Origin of the sequence: Paenibacillus sp. FSL H7-0357, assembly GCF_000758525.1 — a bacterium.
Classification (GTDB): Bacteria; Bacillota; Bacilli; order Paenibacillales; family Paenibacillaceae; genus Paenibacillus_AQ.
Window position 1 is genome coordinate 4,874,565 of the sequence record NZ_CP009241.1, and the last position, 17,563, is coordinate 4,892,127.

At 47.0% G+C, this 17,563-nt stretch carries 17 protein-coding genes; 4 read left to right on the top strand and 13 right to left on the bottom strand.

Annotation, left to right across the window (positions count from 1 at the left end):
* Positions 1 to 171: 171 nt before the first annotated feature.
* From H70357_RS21295 to H70357_RS21305, 3 genes are all read right to left on the bottom strand, one after another.
* Positions 172 to 1,323, bottom strand: coding sequence for an amidohydrolase (locus H70357_RS21295; protein WP_442950479.1), 1,152 nt, complete (start codon positions 1,321 to 1,323; stop codon positions 172 to 174).
* Positions 1,324 to 1,353: 30 nt separating this feature from the next.
* Positions 1,354 to 2,037 carry a GntR family transcriptional regulator gene (locus tag H70357_RS21300; protein WP_038593815.1) on the bottom strand — a complete coding sequence of 228 codons (684 nt, stop codon included), beginning with the start codon at positions 2,035 to 2,037 and terminating at the stop codon, positions 1,354 to 1,356.
* A gap of 432 nt (positions 2,038 to 2,469) precedes the next feature.
* Entirely contained in the window at positions 2,470 to 3,456 is a 987-nt protein-coding gene (locus tag H70357_RS21305) for an aldo/keto reductase (protein ID WP_038593818.1), read from the bottom strand.
* A gap of 223 nt (positions 3,457 to 3,679) precedes the next feature.
* Here H70357_RS21305 and H70357_RS21310 point away from each other — a divergent pair, with 223 nt between their 5' ends.
* A complete protein-coding gene (locus H70357_RS21310; protein WP_156130917.1) occupies positions 3,680 to 4,432 on the top strand; it encodes a nucleotidyltransferase domain-containing protein in 753 nt (250 codons plus the stop codon).
* A gap of 68 nt (positions 4,433 to 4,500) precedes the next feature.
* On the opposite strand, the gene H70357_RS21315 is transcribed toward H70357_RS21310, so the two are convergent.
* Genes H70357_RS21315 through H70357_RS21335 form a run of 5 tightly spaced genes read right to left on the bottom strand, consistent with a single transcriptional unit; the run spans position 4,501 to position 9,409 of the window.
* Complete coding sequence (locus H70357_RS21315; RefSeq protein WP_038593826.1) at positions 4,501 to 5,514, bottom strand: Gfo/Idh/MocA family protein; 1,014 nt, start codon at positions 5,512 to 5,514, stop codon at positions 4,501 to 4,503.
* Positions 5,511 to 6,704, bottom strand: coding sequence for a radical SAM/SPASM domain-containing protein (locus tag H70357_RS21320; RefSeq protein WP_038593829.1), 1,194 nt, complete (start codon positions 6,702 to 6,704; stop codon positions 5,511 to 5,513). Before H70357_RS21320 ends, H70357_RS21315 begins: the two co-directional genes overlap by 4 nt.
* The gene (locus H70357_RS21325; protein WP_038593832.1) at positions 6,704 to 7,822 is read right to left on the bottom strand and encodes a glycosyltransferase family protein; all 1,119 of its coding nucleotides are present in this window, start codon (positions 7,820 to 7,822) and stop codon (positions 6,704 to 6,706) included. The genes H70357_RS21320 and H70357_RS21325 overlap by 1 nt, the downstream gene beginning before the upstream one ends.
* Positions 7,823 to 7,835: 13 nt before the next feature.
* On the bottom strand, positions 7,836 to 9,170 hold the full coding sequence (locus tag H70357_RS21330) for an ATP-grasp domain-containing protein (protein WP_038593835.1): 1,335 nt from the start codon (positions 9,168 to 9,170) through the stop codon (positions 7,836 to 7,838).
* Positions 9,167 to 9,409 carry an acyl carrier protein gene (locus H70357_RS21335; RefSeq protein WP_038593838.1) on the bottom strand — a complete coding sequence of 81 codons (243 nt, stop codon included), beginning with the start codon at positions 9,407 to 9,409 and terminating at the stop codon, positions 9,167 to 9,169. The genes H70357_RS21330 and H70357_RS21335 overlap by 4 nt, the downstream gene beginning before the upstream one ends.
* A 168-nt stretch (positions 9,410 to 9,577) precedes the next feature.
* Between H70357_RS21335 and H70357_RS34480 the strand changes: the two genes are divergently transcribed.
* Both H70357_RS34480 and H70357_RS21345 read left to right on the top strand, forming a co-directional pair.
* Positions 9,578 to 10,510: an AraC family transcriptional regulator gene (locus H70357_RS34480; protein ID WP_052092165.1), complete on the top strand. Its 933-nt coding sequence runs from the start codon at positions 9,578 to 9,580 to the stop codon at positions 10,508 to 10,510.
* Positions 10,488 to 11,474, top strand: coding sequence for a BtrH N-terminal domain-containing protein (locus H70357_RS21345; RefSeq protein ID WP_038593841.1), 987 nt, complete (start codon positions 10,488 to 10,490; stop codon positions 11,472 to 11,474). Before H70357_RS34480 ends, H70357_RS21345 begins: the two co-directional genes overlap by 23 nt.
* A gap of 127 nt (positions 11,475 to 11,601) precedes the next feature.
* Here H70357_RS21345 and H70357_RS21350 read toward each other — a convergent pair whose 3' ends face one another.
* The gene (locus H70357_RS21350) at positions 11,602 to 12,501 is read right to left on the bottom strand and encodes a LysR family transcriptional regulator (RefSeq protein WP_038593844.1); all 900 of its coding nucleotides are present in this window, start codon (positions 12,499 to 12,501) and stop codon (positions 11,602 to 11,604) included.
* A gap of 155 nt (positions 12,502 to 12,656) precedes the next feature.
* Between H70357_RS21350 and H70357_RS21355 the strand changes: the two genes are divergently transcribed.
* The gene (locus H70357_RS21355; RefSeq protein WP_038593847.1) at positions 12,657 to 13,316 is read left to right on the top strand and encodes a histidine phosphatase family protein; all 660 of its coding nucleotides are present in this window, start codon (positions 12,657 to 12,659) and stop codon (positions 13,314 to 13,316) included.
* Positions 13,317 to 13,342: 26 nt separating this feature from the next.
* On the opposite strand, the gene H70357_RS21360 is transcribed toward H70357_RS21355, so the two are convergent.
* From H70357_RS21360 to H70357_RS21375, 4 genes are all read right to left on the bottom strand, one after another.
* Positions 13,343 to 14,839, bottom strand: coding sequence for a serine hydrolase domain-containing protein (locus H70357_RS21360; RefSeq protein ID WP_038593850.1), 1,497 nt, complete (start codon positions 14,837 to 14,839; stop codon positions 13,343 to 13,345).
* 205 nt (positions 14,840 to 15,044) lie between these two features.
* Positions 15,045 to 15,263: a helix-turn-helix domain-containing protein gene (locus tag H70357_RS21365; RefSeq protein WP_038593853.1), complete on the bottom strand. Its 219-nt coding sequence runs from the start codon at positions 15,261 to 15,263 to the stop codon at positions 15,045 to 15,047.
* Positions 15,264 to 15,273: 10 nt separating this feature from the next.
* The gene (locus H70357_RS21370; RefSeq protein WP_038600135.1) at positions 15,274 to 15,756 is read right to left on the bottom strand and encodes a DUF2975 domain-containing protein; all 483 of its coding nucleotides are present in this window, start codon (positions 15,754 to 15,756) and stop codon (positions 15,274 to 15,276) included.
* Between the two features lie 228 nt (positions 15,757 to 15,984).
* Positions 15,985 to 17,541, bottom strand: a complete 1,557-nt coding sequence (locus H70357_RS21375) for an ABC-F family ATP-binding cassette domain-containing protein (protein ID WP_038593856.1) — start codon at positions 17,539 to 17,541, stop codon at positions 15,985 to 15,987.
* Positions 17,542 to 17,563 lie beyond the last annotated feature (22 nt).

A 17,563-nucleotide genomic window follows, 5' to 3' on the forward strand; every position in this document is an offset into this window, starting at 1 on the left:
TACGGGTAATGTTTGGACTTCCGGCCGCTGTTGTCTTCGGATTTCTTGATTATGACCGCTGTTCGCGGATGAAATCCGAAGACAAAGGCGGTCGCTATCGCTCCTACAGTTCCAAAATTCCCCTCCGCCGCTCCGCTCTCTTCCCTCAAGTTTCAAGTTCAATCTATAGGATTAAGCCTTCTCTTGCAGCTTCTGAAGTGCTTGCTCTGCCAATGAAGCAAAATATTTAGCGGCAGGCAGTATAGCTGCCTCATCAACATCGAATCGGGGGTGATGCAAAGCATAAGCCGGTCCTGTTCCGATATTTACAAATGCACCCGGTATCTGCTGTAAATAGTATGAGAAATCTTCTCCCCCCATTTGCGGCGGGATATCATGCACATCATATCCGGCTTCTAAGGCGACTTCCTTGGTGAAATCAGCCCAGTCCCCATGATTGATAGTTGCTGGCGGGCCTGGATACCAATGCAATTGCGCCTCAGCCCCGGCTCCTGCAGCAATCCCTTCGATAATTCGGGTCATTTGTATAGGAATCTGGCGGCGGATCTCTTCATTGTAAGTACGTACCGTACCTTCTAATTCAACTTTTTCCGGCAATACATTCCATGTGAAGCCTCCGTTAATTCTGGTAACACTTAACACAACCGGCTCTAAAGTATTATTTTGGCGGCTTACGACGGTTTGCAGCATTGTAACAATTTGCGCAGCGGTCACAATTGAATCCACACCTTTTTCCGGAGTAGCAGCATGAGCGCCAACGCCTTTTACAGTGATTTCAAACCGGTCAACACCTGCCGTTAAAGCTCCCGATCTCGTTCCAAAAGATCCTGTTGGCAAGTCTGGTGAGTTATGTAAACCGAATATAGCTGTTACATCCTTGAGGCCTCCTGATGCTAAGACACCTTCCGCCCCGTGTCCTGTTTCTTCTGCCGGCTGGAACAACACTCTAACTCTTCCCGGCAATTCACTTTCACGCTCTTTCAGCAACAAAGCAGCGCCTAAGATGGTAGCAGTGTGAAAGTCATGTCCACATGCATGCATTTTCCCTGGAATCTCTGAGGCAAAAGGTAATTCTGTTTGTTCTTCTATCGGAAGTGCATCAATATCACAGCGAATGGCCACAACAGGCCCGTCACCTTGTCCAATCTCTGCGATAAGTCCAGTCTCTAAAGGGAGGTCTAAAATATGTATATTGGCAGATGTCAGCCATTCCCGCAGTTTCTTTGTTGTTCTGAACTCTTCATATGCCAGCTCTGGTTCTCGATGCAGGTTTCTTCGAACCTCTATCAATTGACTAGCTAAAGCTTGATCAATCTTATGCAGTGGCTTCATAGGTGAAGTAATCCCCTTTCGTTATGGACCGATATGGTCTATCTCGTTTTCTTCCAGCCCTTTGATTCGCGCAAGCGCAGTAGATAAGCTGCTTAGAATATGATCCCTCATTGCTTTTTCTGCACCATCTTCATTTTTGTCAGCGATCATTTGCAGGATATAATTATGTTCTTCATCCGCCTGTGTGTTCCAATCTCCATGCATGGTGACATAGCGACAGTAGCGAAGCGAATGATCTCTTAATTGATTCAGAACTTTCTCAAAGGTTCTAAGTTCGCTTATTTCAGATAAATAATCATGGAACTCAAAGCCATAGGATACAAAATCCTGTTTGTCACCTAACTGGAAGGAATGTTTGATTCGCTCCATCATCGTCGTTAAATGTAGAATATCTTTATCTGTAGCATGCTTAGCTGCACTTCTTGCAATATAGCCTTCAAGCATGCTGCGAATCAGAAATACCTCTTCCACCTCTTTGATAGTTACGGAGGCTACCCGCAACCTTCCATTCGGCTGACGAACGAGAAAATCCTCATTCTCCAATCTCTGAATGGCCTCTCTTAAAGGAGTCCGGCTGACCCCGAGCAACGCTGCCAAATTTTCTTCATTTACCGCTTGATTCGGCTCTAACTCACTATCAATAATTTTTTGTTTTAATGCATAATAGGTATTATCCTTTGACAACCTTCGTGATCGTATCACCATACCTTTATTGCTCCTCATCGATAAATTGAGAGTGGCTTTAAATATATTTGTATAATTGTATACAATTATTAATTTAATAGATTAAATAGAAGATTATTTTAAAACACGTCTCTGTTTTTCAAGCTTTTTTCATACTATAAACCTATTATTCCCCCTAGTCAAGTGGGTATTATGGGTGAATAAACTCAGGCTTATCCGAAGTATACTGTGCCCCATAAGAAAGACACTTAAAAACAGTAAAACTGTTGAGAGTCTTGCAAATACGTATAGAGTTTCCTACTAGTTCAGAGTTGGTTTCGAGTCGTCATTGGAAATCCCAGGAACAGCAAAAGAAAGACAAAAAGTATCTCCAGTATTGAAATCACCCTTAGCTAGCAAAAGACACTAACGCAGGTTAGTGTCTTTGTCTGTTCATAGCTTGCAATTTTATCATTACATCGAAATAGGACCCACTACCGGATGTGGAACATATGGCTCTTCCAGCGACGCAATTTCTTCAGCTGTTAACTTAATGGAAAGAGCGGCTACGGCATCTTCAAGGTGAGACATTTTCGTGGCACCGATAATCGGGGCTGTTATTGGTGCTTTCTGCAACACCCAGGCAAGTGCAATTTGAGCGCGGGGAACACCACGGTGCTCTGCGATTGCTGCAACTTTCTCTACAATTAACCGGTCCGTATTCGCAGTCGCATCATATTTAGATTTCTGGACTTGGTCGGTTTCGGAGCGATGTGTGGTTTCCGACCAATCACGCGTCAATCTCCCTGATGCAAGTGGGCTATATGGAATCACAGCGATTTTTTCTTCCTTACAAAGCGGCAGCATCTCTCTCTCCTCTTCACGGTATACGAGGTTTAGATGATTCTGCATGGATACAAACTTAGTCCATCCATTGTTCTCAGCTACATGTAATGCCTTTAGAAACTGCCAAGCGAACATGGCAGAAGCACCAATATATCTTGCCTTCCCGGCCTTGACAACATCATGCAAGACTTCCATCGTTTCTTCAATGGGAGTATTGAAATCCCAGCGGTGAATCTGGTATAGATCCACATAATCTGTTCCCAGTCTCTTGAGACTCTTGTCTATTTCACTCATGATCGCCTTTCGGGAGAGTCCGGCACCGTTTGGACCTTGATGCATCCGGAAATGAACTTTCGTCGCCAGGACAATTTCATCTCGATTAGCATAATCCTTTAAAGCCCGTCCAACGATTTCCTCGCTTGTTCCGTCTGAATATACATTTGCTGTATCAAAAAAATTGATCCCATTCTCCAGAGCTTGTTTAATAATGGGACGACTCCGCTCTTCATCAAGGACCCATGGATGGACCCATCGTTCTGCTTCACCAAAGCTCATACAACCCAGACATAGCCGAGAGACATCCAAACCAGTATTTCCGAGTTTCACATATTCCATTTGATTGTTCCCCACTTCCCCATAGATATTGTTTCCTTCAAATGTAGTTTACTCCTTGGAGTTAACTCCAATGCAAGCGAAATTATTACTCACTGCGGATGAATAGATGTCTTCATTGACCATAGCCGCTAAGCGCGGTAATCGTTACGCTTAATAGAGCAAAAACAATATAGAGAGGATGAACCTGATGTTGGAACACCATAGACAGACAATGGAGAATTTCGTGAACAAGCTGAAAGTTGACGCTTCATGTCTGGCGGTCATCACCTCTGGGTCGGTTGCCCGGGACCGGGCGAAGGAAACTTCCGATGTGGATGTCCATCTGTTGGTAACTGATGAATCCTACGAAGCGCATGCAAGAAACAACAACCTGTCTTATGTGGACCGGGAGGCCAGCACCTATGAAGGCGGGTACGTGGATGTGAAGGTGATTAATCTCCGCTTTCTGGAGCTGGCCGCTGAGCGCGGTAACGAGGCGACACGGTATGCATTTACCGGTTCGCAAGTACTTTTCTCAAGAATACCTGAACTGGAGCGTCTTGTAGCTCGAATCCCTATTTATCCCGAAGAGAACCGTGAGCGCAATTTGCAGGACTTCAGCGCGCAGATTCATCTGTATGCTTTTTATTTCTCTAAGGAAGCCGCCAAAAATAACGATGCCTATCTAATGGCGCATACGGTAAGCAATCTGGTATTTTACAGCGGGCGGATGATCCTGGCCTATAACCGTATGCTCTTCCCCTGCCACAAGGCCTTGCTTGATACGGTCGAGACCGCGCCGCACAAACCAGAGGATTTCAAACAGCGGGCTACAGAGCTTCTGCTTAATCCGAATGTCAATAAAAGCACACGGTTTGCAGCGATGATGCTCTCTTTCCACAACCCCGGGCTTTCCTCTGACCAGGCACTGGGGATCTATGTAAAGAACAATGAGCGCAACTGGATAGACCAGCCGCCTCCCTTGTCAGACCGTTAATCCGCACACAAAAAACAGTCTGATCCCTAGACCAGGTTCTGGCCACCGGATGCAGACTGTTTTCTTATTTACCTATAGCTCCAGGCCTGTTCGGCCATAGCCATCATTCGCGATTGAAGAGTTACCCGTTCCAAGGAACGCACCAGTCCAGCCTCACGGGTCCCGTCCATTATTTCAGCGAAAGCTCGAAGCTGGTTCACGTAATAATTCATTGGTTCAAAATCTTGAACTGTGCTGCGGTCATCCGGCAGATCATGGCGTATTTTCATAGGATAGAATCCTTTGAGCGGCCGTAAGAAATCGGGTACCGTCAGCACCGTCTGATCAAAATAAAGGGTATGCGAGGCGCGGTAAGGCAGTTCAAAGGAGATCAGACATTCCGCATCCAGCCCGCTGTCATACTTAAGCGATGCCTGAAAGGTCCAGTCGCAGCCGTCCGGACCGTCAAATTTCGACTGCCCGGAGATTTGCACATGTTGAAGCCCCACTATGTTCTCCACGAACTGTAGCCAGTAACAGCCCAGGTCGGCAAAGGCACCGCCGCCTTTTGACTTGATGCTGCGGTAATTCCCGGAATGTTGGTCCTTGGCAGGAATGGTTATGCGGGTCTTCAGACTGCGCAACTGGCCATATTGACCGGAATCAATGATGGATTTGAGCGCCTGCTGCCAAGGATGATGGGCCACCATCAGGCCTTCGACTAGCTTCGGAGCTGCAGGCTGTGCCGAAGCCGTCCTCAATTGTTCCGCCTCTGCGGTAGTCAAGGCAATTGGCTTCTCGACCAGCACATGCTTGCCAGCCGCCAGTGCCTTGAGGGCCCACTCTGCATGCAGGTCGTTGCTGAGAGCGATATATACCGCATCCAGCTCCTTCATTTCCAGCAACGCCTCAAGACTGCCTGCAACTTGGGGGATGTTGTATGCGTGAGCCAGTTCCGCCGCCTTCTCCGTGGTGCGGTTGGCAATAGCGGATACGGTAATACCATCAACATAACGAGCCGGTTCCAGCAGGGCAGGCCTGACGATATTCGAAGCACCGAGAATGCCGAGCCTGTAAGAGTGTGTCCCGCCTTCAGTCCTCATACATGTGTCAGTGCCGAATAGGTATTCAGGTACAGCACATTGCACTTGGAGCAGGCCGGGGACAACCCTTCATCCAGAATCCGCCGCAGCCGGTCATAACGCTCGGAGTTCCAAATATCCGTTAACGTTTGTTCGTTTACATTGCCGATGGACAACTCAGAAAAGAACTTGCAGGCGCTCACATCGCCATTCGGGGCAATATCGACCCGGGTGCTAAGCGCCAGACATTTCGAGGTGCTGCGGGACGCCATCGGCTTGCCGGCCACGAAATCCTCAATCTCATCGAAGTCCAGTCCCGGCTGGTAACGGATGCGGGTATTTTTCCAGGTGTGGGCATTGATCCGTTTCAGGTCTTCCGTCAGCCTGACCACATTGTCAGGTTTGATATGATACTTGAAGGCATGCCAGCTGCTGCGGTGGTCCGGGCTCAGCTCGGCAAGCCATTGGAAGCGCTCGTCATAGAACCGGTCCATTTCCAGACTGGTCTCACTGGATATATACCAGGGGAAGCAGAGCAGCACCAGATCGACACCCTTTTGCTCAAAGTATTCCACCATTTCGTATAGCTTGCCGATCATATTGTCATTGATCACATTATGCACCGATATTCTGCCTCTGAACTTCCCTTGCTCCCGCAAGGCAAGCAGCCGGTCCACAGCCTCGACCACTTTTTGAAAAGAGCCTTTCCCCCGCAACAGATCATGTTCTTCCTCGAAGCCCTCAATCGGGATCAGCAGTTCCAGATTGTCCGAGATCGCACACAGCTCCTCTTCATATTTAGAGAGAAGAAGGGCATTGGTGCAAATCGTCGTATCTCTGGGATGCGCCTTGAGCAGCTCCAGAATTTGCTGTGTATCGCGGTGAAACAACGGCTCTCCGCCCCACAAGTACAGCCTGGACTGTGCTTCATCGGTCTCCTCCAGCAGTTCGCTGATCATGTCCAGCCTCATGTCGAGATTCTGTTCGGCCTTGTCCATATCATGGTGATAGCCGGATTCATTCCACTGATAGCAATGCTTGCAACGAAGATTACAACGGTTGGTCAGCTTGAGCGACATAATTTCCGGCATCACCGTCTTGAAGCCGGGATCAAGCTTCCGCTCTCTATGAGGAACGACTACATTTTTGATGGTGCGTTTCAGCGCTTCAAAGGACTTGGCGTCCAGCGCTACTTTGCTGCTTGGTTGCATTAGTTTCTCCCTTCTGCTGCATACAGACGTTCTGCATAGCTTTTGGCATAATCAGGATACCATTCTCTGGACGTTAGGATGTTCTCCGATAACCTCCGCAGCAGTTCACGGTCAAAGCCAGCCTGCTTCCACTCCTCATAACGGATACCGAAGCCAAGCCCGACCCAGAGATCACTGTTGATTTGCTCGTGGGGACCGAACGGGTCCAGCAGCACGAGCGGAGTCCCGGAAGACAGTGAATCGACCAAGGCACCACCACCAGGTTTACTGATGACTGCAGAGGCCTGGCGGATAACACCATACATGCCTTCTGGATAATTCTGACAAGTCGGGAACCGGTTCTCCCCGCTGCCGCTCACCTTGGCAAAAGGAGGGAAGCTGTAGTGTCCGCTGCTGTCACGGAGCCATGTCCTCCACTGCGGGTCATTCATATAGTAATGTCTTCCGTGGATTTCTTCGCCGATCTCCTCATTGCTGTAAGCAGCTATATCAAGCAGGTAGCCCGCTGCCTCCAGCTCAGCAAATTTCTCGCGGAATGTTCCGATTCCCCAACCTCCGCCATGCACAACCAATCGGCCATTCCTTGCTGTCATGGGCAGCGGCTCGATACCCGTGTCAATTCTGCACAGCACCTTCCGATTCACAAGGTCATACATGTTCACTTCATGGTAGCCCTGCGCATACCCGGGGTTCAGTCTGCGGAGGTTCTTCCAGGAAGGAGAGAGGTCCGCATCGATATAGAGCAAATCGGCCAAGACTTCATAAGCCGCCGTTTCCCGGTACATATCCAGTACATGAACCCAGTGTCCGGAGAGTGTAATGAAATGCTGCCTTCCTTCCCCGCGCCAACGTTCAAATAGAGCTTTAACCACAGTGGGGTCAAGGCTGTTGCGGATATCCCCCGGTATTTTTTGCGAAGTCAGCGCCACGGCAAAATTCTCCCTGTAAGCTTTGCGGCTGTTATCTGTCGTCTTCTTCTTATCTTCAAACATTAAGGTTTCGAAGACCTCCACCTCCGCCTTGATTCCCAAAACCTTCAGCGCCCGTTCAATCAGCAGGCCAGGGACATAAAAGCCCAGCCCAAAGCCAGAACATAGTATTGTCACTGTATCCTTCATTGGCTGCTTCCCTTCATTTCCGCAAAATAGTATATCCGCTGCTTTGCAGCGCCTCGTCCAGCTTGACCGACAGCTCCTTCTTATGCGCAGTATCGCGGTAAGCAAGTGCCGCATACAGCTTGCCTTTGGTGCCTGCGGAGTGCTCCTTGCCCGGCGGATGAAGCGTTTTTGAAGTTAAAGGAATCACGCCTTCCCCGTTTTCCGCGAAGAACAGAATATTCGCTTGCTCCAAATGCTGCAGCAGCACTTCATAAGAGGCTTGCCCCATAGAAACCAGCGGGACCTGAATCAGAACTGTATGGATGTCTTCCCGGTTCAGATACCGGTCTACGCTGTGCTTGATCAGACTCATCGATTTCCGTGCGTTAATCTCGACCAGAGGCGCGATTGAGCCGTCGCGCAGCAGCATCGAATCCACACAGACATCGCCATAATAGCCATCCTTGTAGAGATTTCTCCCTATACTGTGCATGATTTCACAATAATTCTCCTGCTCCAGCCTATCCAGCAGCGCTTTGCCGGGAGACTGTGATTCTCCGAAGGCAAACCCGTTGTTCACCAGTTGCTGCACAGACACAATGGAGATTGCACCTGCTTGATCAATGTGAAATTGACAGGAGAAATCCATTTCGCGGTCAAGCAGCCGCTCCAGTACAAAACGGATTCGCTTCTCCTTATTCCTGCCGGATTCCAGATACCCGGCAATTCTGCGCAGGGTCCGCTCGGAATCTACCAGCTGGTTTCCTTTGCCGGAAACACCATACTCATCCTTGATCAGGAATGGGCCCTTCTTCAGCATTTGCAGCCCGGTATTCAGCAATTCCTGGACGCTGTCAACTGCTAATCCTACGTTCGGCAACGACAATCGGTCCCGCATCGCAATCGAGTAGGATTTGGTGTTCACGCTGCGAACCGTCTGCTCGTCCGGCAGTTCGGGCTGAAGGCGGTAGCGCCTTAGGGCATTCTGTGTTCCGGGAAGCACGGCAAAAGGGGAAAGCGACGCTCCCCCGGGTATCATCCTGGCTAATGGGCCTTCCGGGTCCAGTCTGTCCAGCAGCTCAAATATATTCAGACTCTCCTGCGCAGCACCTTCCTCTTGCAATGTCATCGGATACACATTGGTAGTGAATGCGTAGCCGAGGGAATGCAAATAATCGACCTGCGCTTTGTTCATGCCGTAACGGGTCAGCAGAACATCGCCGCTGCCGCAGAATACAAACAGCATTTCATCCATAGCCTGCACAATGGACATCCCGCTCAGGTCGGGAATGGAAGGCAGCGCGGCGAGGTCTTTCTCCCGCCAGTACCGTTCCGACTCAAAGCTGCCGCAATGCACCGTAGTCTTCATTGTCCGGTAAGTCCGGCAACATAACCCGTGAAACGGTCTACCGATTTCAAATGCTCCAGATCAAAGGTATCGAAATCAACTTCGATATTAAACTCGTCTTCGATCCTAAGAATAAAATTAATAATCTGGAGAGAATCCAGAGCAGCGTCAATCGTCAAATCGGAGCTGCCGTCAAGCGTTTGCAACAACGCTGGATCCTCCTTGATTTCCGCTATGATTTCAATAACTTTTTGCTGCATGTGTATACTCCTTTCTCTGTGCTTACTTGGATGGAATGAAAAGAATATACCAAATTTAAAACTGTTAATATATGGTTGAATGCGCCAAAATATTCAGTTATACTAGATGGATTCCAGACTACTAATCTTATTTATTCTTCTACTTCTAGCTGAAACGGAGGTTCGTCTATGGAGGTTTTTCCGGTAGTTGCTGGGGAATATCTATTTGACACAAATTCACCGGTTCAAGTGTTGCTGACCGAAGAATCGCTCACATCTGTTCTCCACCAGCATGATTTCATGGAGATCGCATATGTGCTTGAGGGAGAGGGCATTCAGCTTATCGCCGGGGACAAGATACAGGTTGCAAAAGGTGATCTGTTTGTCATCCCGCCTGAGGTATCCCATGTGTTCCAGCCCCGGGATCTGAGTGGAACACAGCCGCTGCGGATCTTGAACTGTATGCTCAGTCCTGAGGTGTTCAAGCTTCCTGCCGCTTTGCCGGCGCTCTTCACGGGGCTGTTCGATGAAGAACAGCAACGCCGGTTGCGGTTGCTGAAAGAACAGAAATCCTGGTTCGGATGCCACGGGCAGGGAATGGAACTGGAGGTCTTGTTCCGCCGCATGCAGGAGTTACATAACAACAGCCCGTCGGCAGATCCACTGAGGCTGTATCCATTATTATTCGAACTTCTAAGGATTGTCGAGCCTTGTGCGGGTGTTCCTTTCTCAGACCGTTTACAGCAGGCAGATGATCCGCTGCATGATGTAATTTTATATATGGTCAGTAATTTCAAGCAGAGAATTTCATTGAAGGAGATCAGCCGCTATATTTCCATGAGCTCGCGCCAGTTTCAAAGACTGTTCAAGCTGAAGACCGGCAAATCCTATATCCAGGTGTTTCAGGAAATTCGTATGAAATACAGCTGTGCACTGCTGATGTTCACAGACTTCGGCATTCAGAAAATTGCGCTTGAGGTCGGGATCGGAGATATGAAATACTTCTACCGTTTGTTCCGCGAATACAGCGGGATGACACCGGGTAATTACCGTAATTGGGGGCACAGCCATTTCTCAATTGCCAAGGAGGTGATAAGTTTTGCTGAACATCCTGCCCGTTAAAAGCACCCCCTACCCTACGCTTCGCAGCTGTATCGATGACTGTATCCAATCAGTGGCTGAATGGCAGGGTAAAGACAGCAAGTACATGTACGGCAATGCCTGGCAGTTCTCCTTCAAGCAACAACAGTCTTCAGGACAGTCCGTCATCGACCGGGTATCTACTCCGCGAATCAGCAAGGAGTATCTGGCGGCTTATCATGGGATAAATTTCACATATGTCAACCGTGAAGAGCCGGCGATGGACAAGTCTTTTCTGCTTGAAATGCTGGAGAAGCGGCTCGCTGGCGGCATGCCTGTTCTGGTAGGATTCGATTCCTATAGCTGCCCCTGGTGTCTGGCCTACCGTAGGCTGCATACTTCACATGCCTGTCTGGCTGTAGGCGTCGATCGTTCAAGCCGGAAGATTTATTTAACGGATGGCTACTACGGCCGCCCCCTGGAAACGGTGGATTTGGATGAATGGGAGTCCGCCTGCCATTTCTTCGCAGAGTTCAGCCTGTGCGAAGCATCGCGCCCCCTTGGGCAATGGCGCCTCGCCCTTGAGCATACGCTGCTGAATCAAGAGCATGAAGTCCAGCCGCTCCAGGTTGCGGAGCATCTAAGGGCCTATGCTGATGCCTACCTCGAGACAGGAATAATCGCCGAGAATCCCGAGGAATATAGTGCCTATTTCTTGCTGGCTGCCAACACCCTTCCGATCACACGGATAAGGTACAGCCTTTTCCTGAGTGCCATTTCCGCTGATCAAGAAGTGCCTGAGCTTACCCGGATTGCCGAGGGCTACCGGATTGCCGGGGAGATGTGGAATATGGTGAATCAATTTATGATAAAGGTGATGTGTTCGGGTAACAAACCGGCACAACGCGGCAAAATTCATAAGAAAATGCTTGAAATCATTCACTCGGAAGAAGAGCTGCTGCTTGAGCTGGTGCAATTAGTGAACCAACCCGCATTCAAGAGTTAGATTTCCCATAGACACCACTACAAATAGACCGCTCCTTATTAGGAACGGTCTTCTCTTATTACGCTTAGATCAAATAGATTTTAAGAAATCGTTAACGGCTTGAGTTTTTTAATCTCCGTTCAAACAACTACTTCTCTAATTGTTCCATGACCAGTGCAATGAACGACTGAACATAACCTTCCTGCTCTGCCTTGGGTCTGCTGGCCATCCATATGGAATGCTTGGTCACAGTGTCTCCTGTTTCAACCTTGGCTAACGTCCCCTGATCAAGATAAGGCTGTGCCAACAAGGAAGAGACAAAGGTAATTCCATAACCGGCTATCACGGCCAGAATCGTCTCGTTCACACCATTAAATTGCAGTTCGATCTTGGGTTGGCCTACTTTTCTGTCTTCGCACAGCCGAAGCAGTCTCTCTCTGGCCGCACTGCCTTCCTCTCTCATAATAAACGCCTCAGATACCATGTCTTCAAGGCAGACCTGCTGCTTGGCAAAAGGGTGCCCGGAAGAAACCACAAACACATACTCATCCTTGTACAATTCGCGGTATTCAAAGTTTCCCGTATTATGTGAAGGAAATTCCATATCACTGTAAATAGCCACGTCCGCTTCAAAGTTTATTAATTTTTCCATAGTTTCGTAAGAATTGGCGGTCGAAATCTGAATTCCAAGGTCGCGAAACCGTTGTTTAAATAAGGAGGCCCATCTGGGAATGAGCAGGCTTGTGGCAAGGTAATTGCCTGCGATGCGGATATTCCCTATCGGAAATTTGTGATAATCTTCAATCATTTGCTCTATTTGTTCACCCATGGCAAACAGTTTCTCAAGTGGCTGGATCAGCCTGTGTCCAAGTGGTGTGAGCGCCATCCTCTTTCCTCTCACTTCTAATAACGTAATGTTATTCTCCCGTTCAAACTTACGAATCTGTGCGGATATCGCGGGTTGGCTGATATGCAATCGTTCCGAGGCTTTGGTTACACTACCTGTTATCGCCACGTAATAAAACAATCTCAATACATGAAAGTTCATCTGAATACCTTCCTAACGATATGAATGGAACGCTGTATTTGTGCAAACAGGAATTTTCAACTATAAATATACATTATGAATATTAATTATTATATAATGTTTATTTATATTTTCTTATTTTATACTTACATCTATAAATAAGGGAGGCTTCGAACATGACAGAAACCGTATTATATTTAACCCGCCATGGGCAGACAGAATGGAATTTGCAGAAAAGAATGCAAGGGCATCAGAATTCAGCGCTTACTACCCTGGGAAAGCAGCAAGCTGAATGGTTGAAGGAACGTTTAGAGGGAGAGAACTTAGGCGCGATCTATTCAAGTAGCAGTCTAAGAGCATTGCATACCGCACAAATTTTGAGGGGAAATCGAACGCTGCCTATACAACAGTTGGATGAGCTGATGGAAATCAATATGGGGATATGGGAAGGAATGAAAACCGAGCAAATAGAGCAGGATTATCCCTTGCAATATGCTCGATTTTTCACCAGTCCTGATCTATATGTTCCTGTCAGCTTAGGCGAAACGTATGAACAGCTAGAACAAAGAGTGATTCCCGCTGTTGAGTGCATCCTTAAAGATAACCTGGGACAGCAGCTGCTCATTGTTACACACCGAATGACCTTGAAAGTTATAATGGCTCATTTTCTCAATAAAACACTGCGGGAAATCGGGGAAATGCCGGATATTTTCTCCACTGCTTTATGTAAAGTACAAGTAATAAATGGAATACCACACGTCGATTTGCTGGGTGATACTTCACATTATCGTGGAGCACAGAACCAGGGAAGCAGAACCGGTAAAGCTACTTGTTAGCAAATGGGAGACCGGTTCAGGTTGAGTTAAGACAAATTGCTCCTAAGGACTCCTAGCTTTTTCAAATTCAATATAATCGATAACATGCAGCTGAGTGAAACAAGGCCCATCCATAGGAATAGGGAATACGACATCCACACGCTAATCATGTAGTAATTATTGTTTAACAGATAAGGCCAGAACATAACCATTACCAGCAACATCGCTCTTAGGATAATAACAAGAATTACTATAATCCTTTTGTTCCTTGTCTTTTGAACATTTTTATTTTGCTTGCTTCCTCCAGCTAATTTAATCACCTTAAGACTGAAACTAATGGCTGCTAGTAAGGCCAGGAACGAAAAGATCAAATCAAGCAATATATAACTGTCATCGTATGTAAATTTATTCATTGGATTACCATTCATATTCTCATGCAGGTTATGTGCAATCAGTGATGGTGCAGTTGAATTCAAATTAGTTAATACTAATACGGCCTCAAGTTTCCCTATATCCATAATAAAATGTGAGGAATAATTAGGATTACTTCCACTGTGACTAATCACCCGTTCTTCTGGATCATTACTCCAACCGTATGAATAGTATTGGTTCTTCTCTTCATATCCAGCGGTTTGGAGGTCCACCTCATGAGATTGCCGAATAGCTCTCCTCAGACCCTCCGGGATATCACCCATTCCTAATTGGGCATTCATCCAATGCTCCAAATCCTTTATATTCGTCACCAAATATCCTGCAGCAATATTCCCATAATATCTGGGGGCATCATATTGGAAGCTTTTGCCGAAAAACACCCGGTATCCTCTGGTAAGCTGATCCGGTTTCTGTTCCTGACCTGTTGAAAAATAACTGTCCGTCATTTTTAGCGGAACCAGTATATTCTGAGTTACATAATTCTGATAGCTTGTACCTGTAACTTTCTCAATAATCATCGCCAGAATATCATAATTTACAGTTGCATACTGATATTCTGCCCCCGGGTATGTATCCAATGAAATATCTGAAATCTTATTTATGGTTTCGTCAAGCAGATTCTCAGTAGTTCCTTCAGGAATTAACTTTATACTCCAAGACGGAATCCCACTTGTATGTGCTAACAGCTGATCAATTGTAATATTCACATTCTCTTCTTGAAAGGTTGGGACAAAACGGGGAAGATACTCTGAGACAGCATCCGAATAAGCCAATTTCCCCTCATCTTTCAACAGAATAATAGCCAGAGCTGTAAACGCCTTAGTCGTCGATCCTAATTCAAATAACGATTCTTCAGTGACCTTCTTGTCTAGGTCAACATCTGCGTATCCGTATACTTTATAATCTGTATTGCCCTGCTTGGATGAGACTATCGCTACTCCTGGAGTCGCTGTTTTGGCCATAAGGGTCTCTACCATATGCTCCTCAGTATCATATTTCCCTACCGTAAACAACGTTCCAAACGCGCCCCTGTCAACAGCGGCAGTAATGATTACGATAAGCAAGATTACACTTGCTAGTGCTAAGCCTTTTCTCCTAAATAAGTTCTTCATTGTCTCTCCTCTTCATGTTCGTATTATTTCATACTCCGTACAGCATCGTTCTTCATTTAGTTAGACGTTATATTCCTCAACTTCTCTGCAACTATTTGACAGGAATCCTCTCCACTAACCGTTTACACAAATCTAAAGACAACCAAAAAAGCTCCTGCCAAAACATCAGCAAAAGCTTCTTTGAACTATTTTTAGACATTTCAGGTCAATTAGTATCTTCGTCACTTTTGTATTCTAAGATATCGCCAGGCTGACATTCTAAAGCCTTACAAATCGCCTCTAAAGTGGAGAAGCGAATCGCTTTTGCCTTTCCATTTTTTAATATAGACAGGTTAGCCATCGTGATTCCAACCCTCTCCGTAAGTTCGGTTACGCTCATTTTCCGCTTAGCCAACATCACATCAATATTGATTATAATCGCCATAGTTTTCACCTCAGACTGTCAAATCATTTTCAGATTTTAGTTCAATCGCCTCTGTTAAAAGCCTTTGGAGAACAGCAGTAAAAACGGCAATCACCATGGAGGCAAAGATAATAATCAATCCGATGACTATGATTCCAGGGGCATCATCCTTCTCCGCTATGAGATAGAAGAGTGGCATGCCTAACACATACACGCTGCTGATTGTAATCGCACAGTATTTTATATTTTTTAATACTCGTACTGATAATTCTGAGAAAGCTTTGTTCTTGTCAATATAGCCCAGAAGTTTAAAAGCTTGATACAGAGCAATGTAAAAAGGAATCGCCGATGCATATAAATCGAGATAAACGAGAAATTGGATGTACGTCATCTCCGGATACAATTCTGCTGCAAAATTTGCGATCTCAGGTACCAGAAATATGCACAAAGCCAGAACCGGGATTCCAATCAGAATAACTGCTGCCTTTAAAAAGAGTGTTGTTCCTCGTTTCATAAAAAGCCCCTCACTTATGTTTAAATTTAATATGACTTTAGCATATAATTTATCGTTTTTCAATAAATAATTAGTGAATTTAAATATATTATTGTTGTTAAAAGTAAAATCCAAAAAAAGCTCCTGCAGCACTATGCTGCAGAAGCTTTAATCTTTTCGTCACTTAAGCGCAACGCCCTTTACGCTCACTCAAATCTGCGACAACAGACCAGCTCTGTTGCCGGCTGTTTAAAACACTTTTGTCGTCCACGATTCGCAGTTCCAGGTTTCTGTCACAATATCGCGGTAAAACTCGGGCTCATGGGAGATCAGCAAAATACTGCCCTTGTACGCCTTGAGCGCACGCTGTAGCTCGTCCTTCGCATCCACGTCAAGATGGTTGGTTGGTTCGTCCAGTACGAGCAGATTTGTCTCACGGTTGATCAGCTTGCACAAACGGACTTTGGCTTTCTCGCCGCCGCTTAAGACCGCGATCTTGCTCTCGATATGCTTGGTCGTCAGACCGCATTTAGCAAGAGCCGCCCGAATTTCAAACTGCGTATAGGACGGGAACTCGGTCCATATTTCTTCAATACAGGTGTTGTAGTTCGCATCCTTCATTTCCTGCTCGAAATAGCCGATTTCCAGCAGGTCACCGAGCTTGACCGAACCGGAGATCGCCTGAATCTGGCCGAGAATGCTGCGCAGCAGCGTCGTCTTCCCGATCCCGTTCGCACCGACGAGCGCTATTTTTTGTCCCCGCTCCATGCGCAGGTTCAGCGGTCTGGACAGCGGAGAATCGTAGCCGATCACGAGTTCATTCGTTTCGAAAATCAGCTTGCCGGAAGTGCGCGCGTCCTTAAAGTTGAACTGCGGCTTCGGTTTTTCCCTCGCGAGCTCGATAACCTCCATCTTGTCCAGCTTCTTCTGCCGGGACATCGCCATATTCCGCGTAGCCACACTGGCCTTATTCCGCGCAACAAAGTCCTTCAGATCTGCGATTTCCTGCTGCTGACGTTTGAACGCAGATTCAAGCTGCGATTTTTTCGCCTCGTACACCTGCTGGAAATAGTCATAATCCCCCACATAACGGGTCAGTGCCTGATTCTCCATATGGTAGATCAGGTTGATGACACTGTTCAGGAACGGAATGTCATGCGAGATCAGAATGAAGGCATTTTCGTATTCCTGCAAATACCGCTTCAGCCACACGATGTGCTGCTCGTCAAGATAGTTCGTAGGCTCGTCAAGCAGCAGAATGTCCGGTTTCTCCAGCAGCAGTTTAGCCAGCAGCACCTTAGTCCGCTGCCCCCCGCTAAGGTCATGGACGTCCTTATCCAAGCCGATGTCGGTAAGTCCAAGTCCGCGGGCGGTTTCGTCGATTTTGGCGTCGATCATATAGAAATCCTGGCTCGTCAATGTGTCCTGAATGGTTCCAACATCCTCGAGCAGCTGCTCCAGCTCCTCTGGGGACACCTCACCCATTTTGCCATACATGTCGTTCATCTCTTGTTCCATATCGAACAGATACTGGAACGCTCCGCGCAATACATCGCGGATCGATTGTCCTTTGGTAAGCACCGCGTGCTGGTCCAGATATCCGGTCCGCACTCGTTTAGCCCATTCAACTTTACCTTCGTCCGGTTGAAGCTTGTCTGTGATGATGTTCATGAAGGTGGATTTACCTTCACCGTTGGCACCGATCAGACCGATATGTTCGCCCTTCAGCAGGCGGAAGGATACATCGGTGAAAATCGCGCGGTCGCCAAACCCGTGACTCAGCTTTTCTACGTTTAATATGCTCATGTATTTAACACCTTTTCCTTTA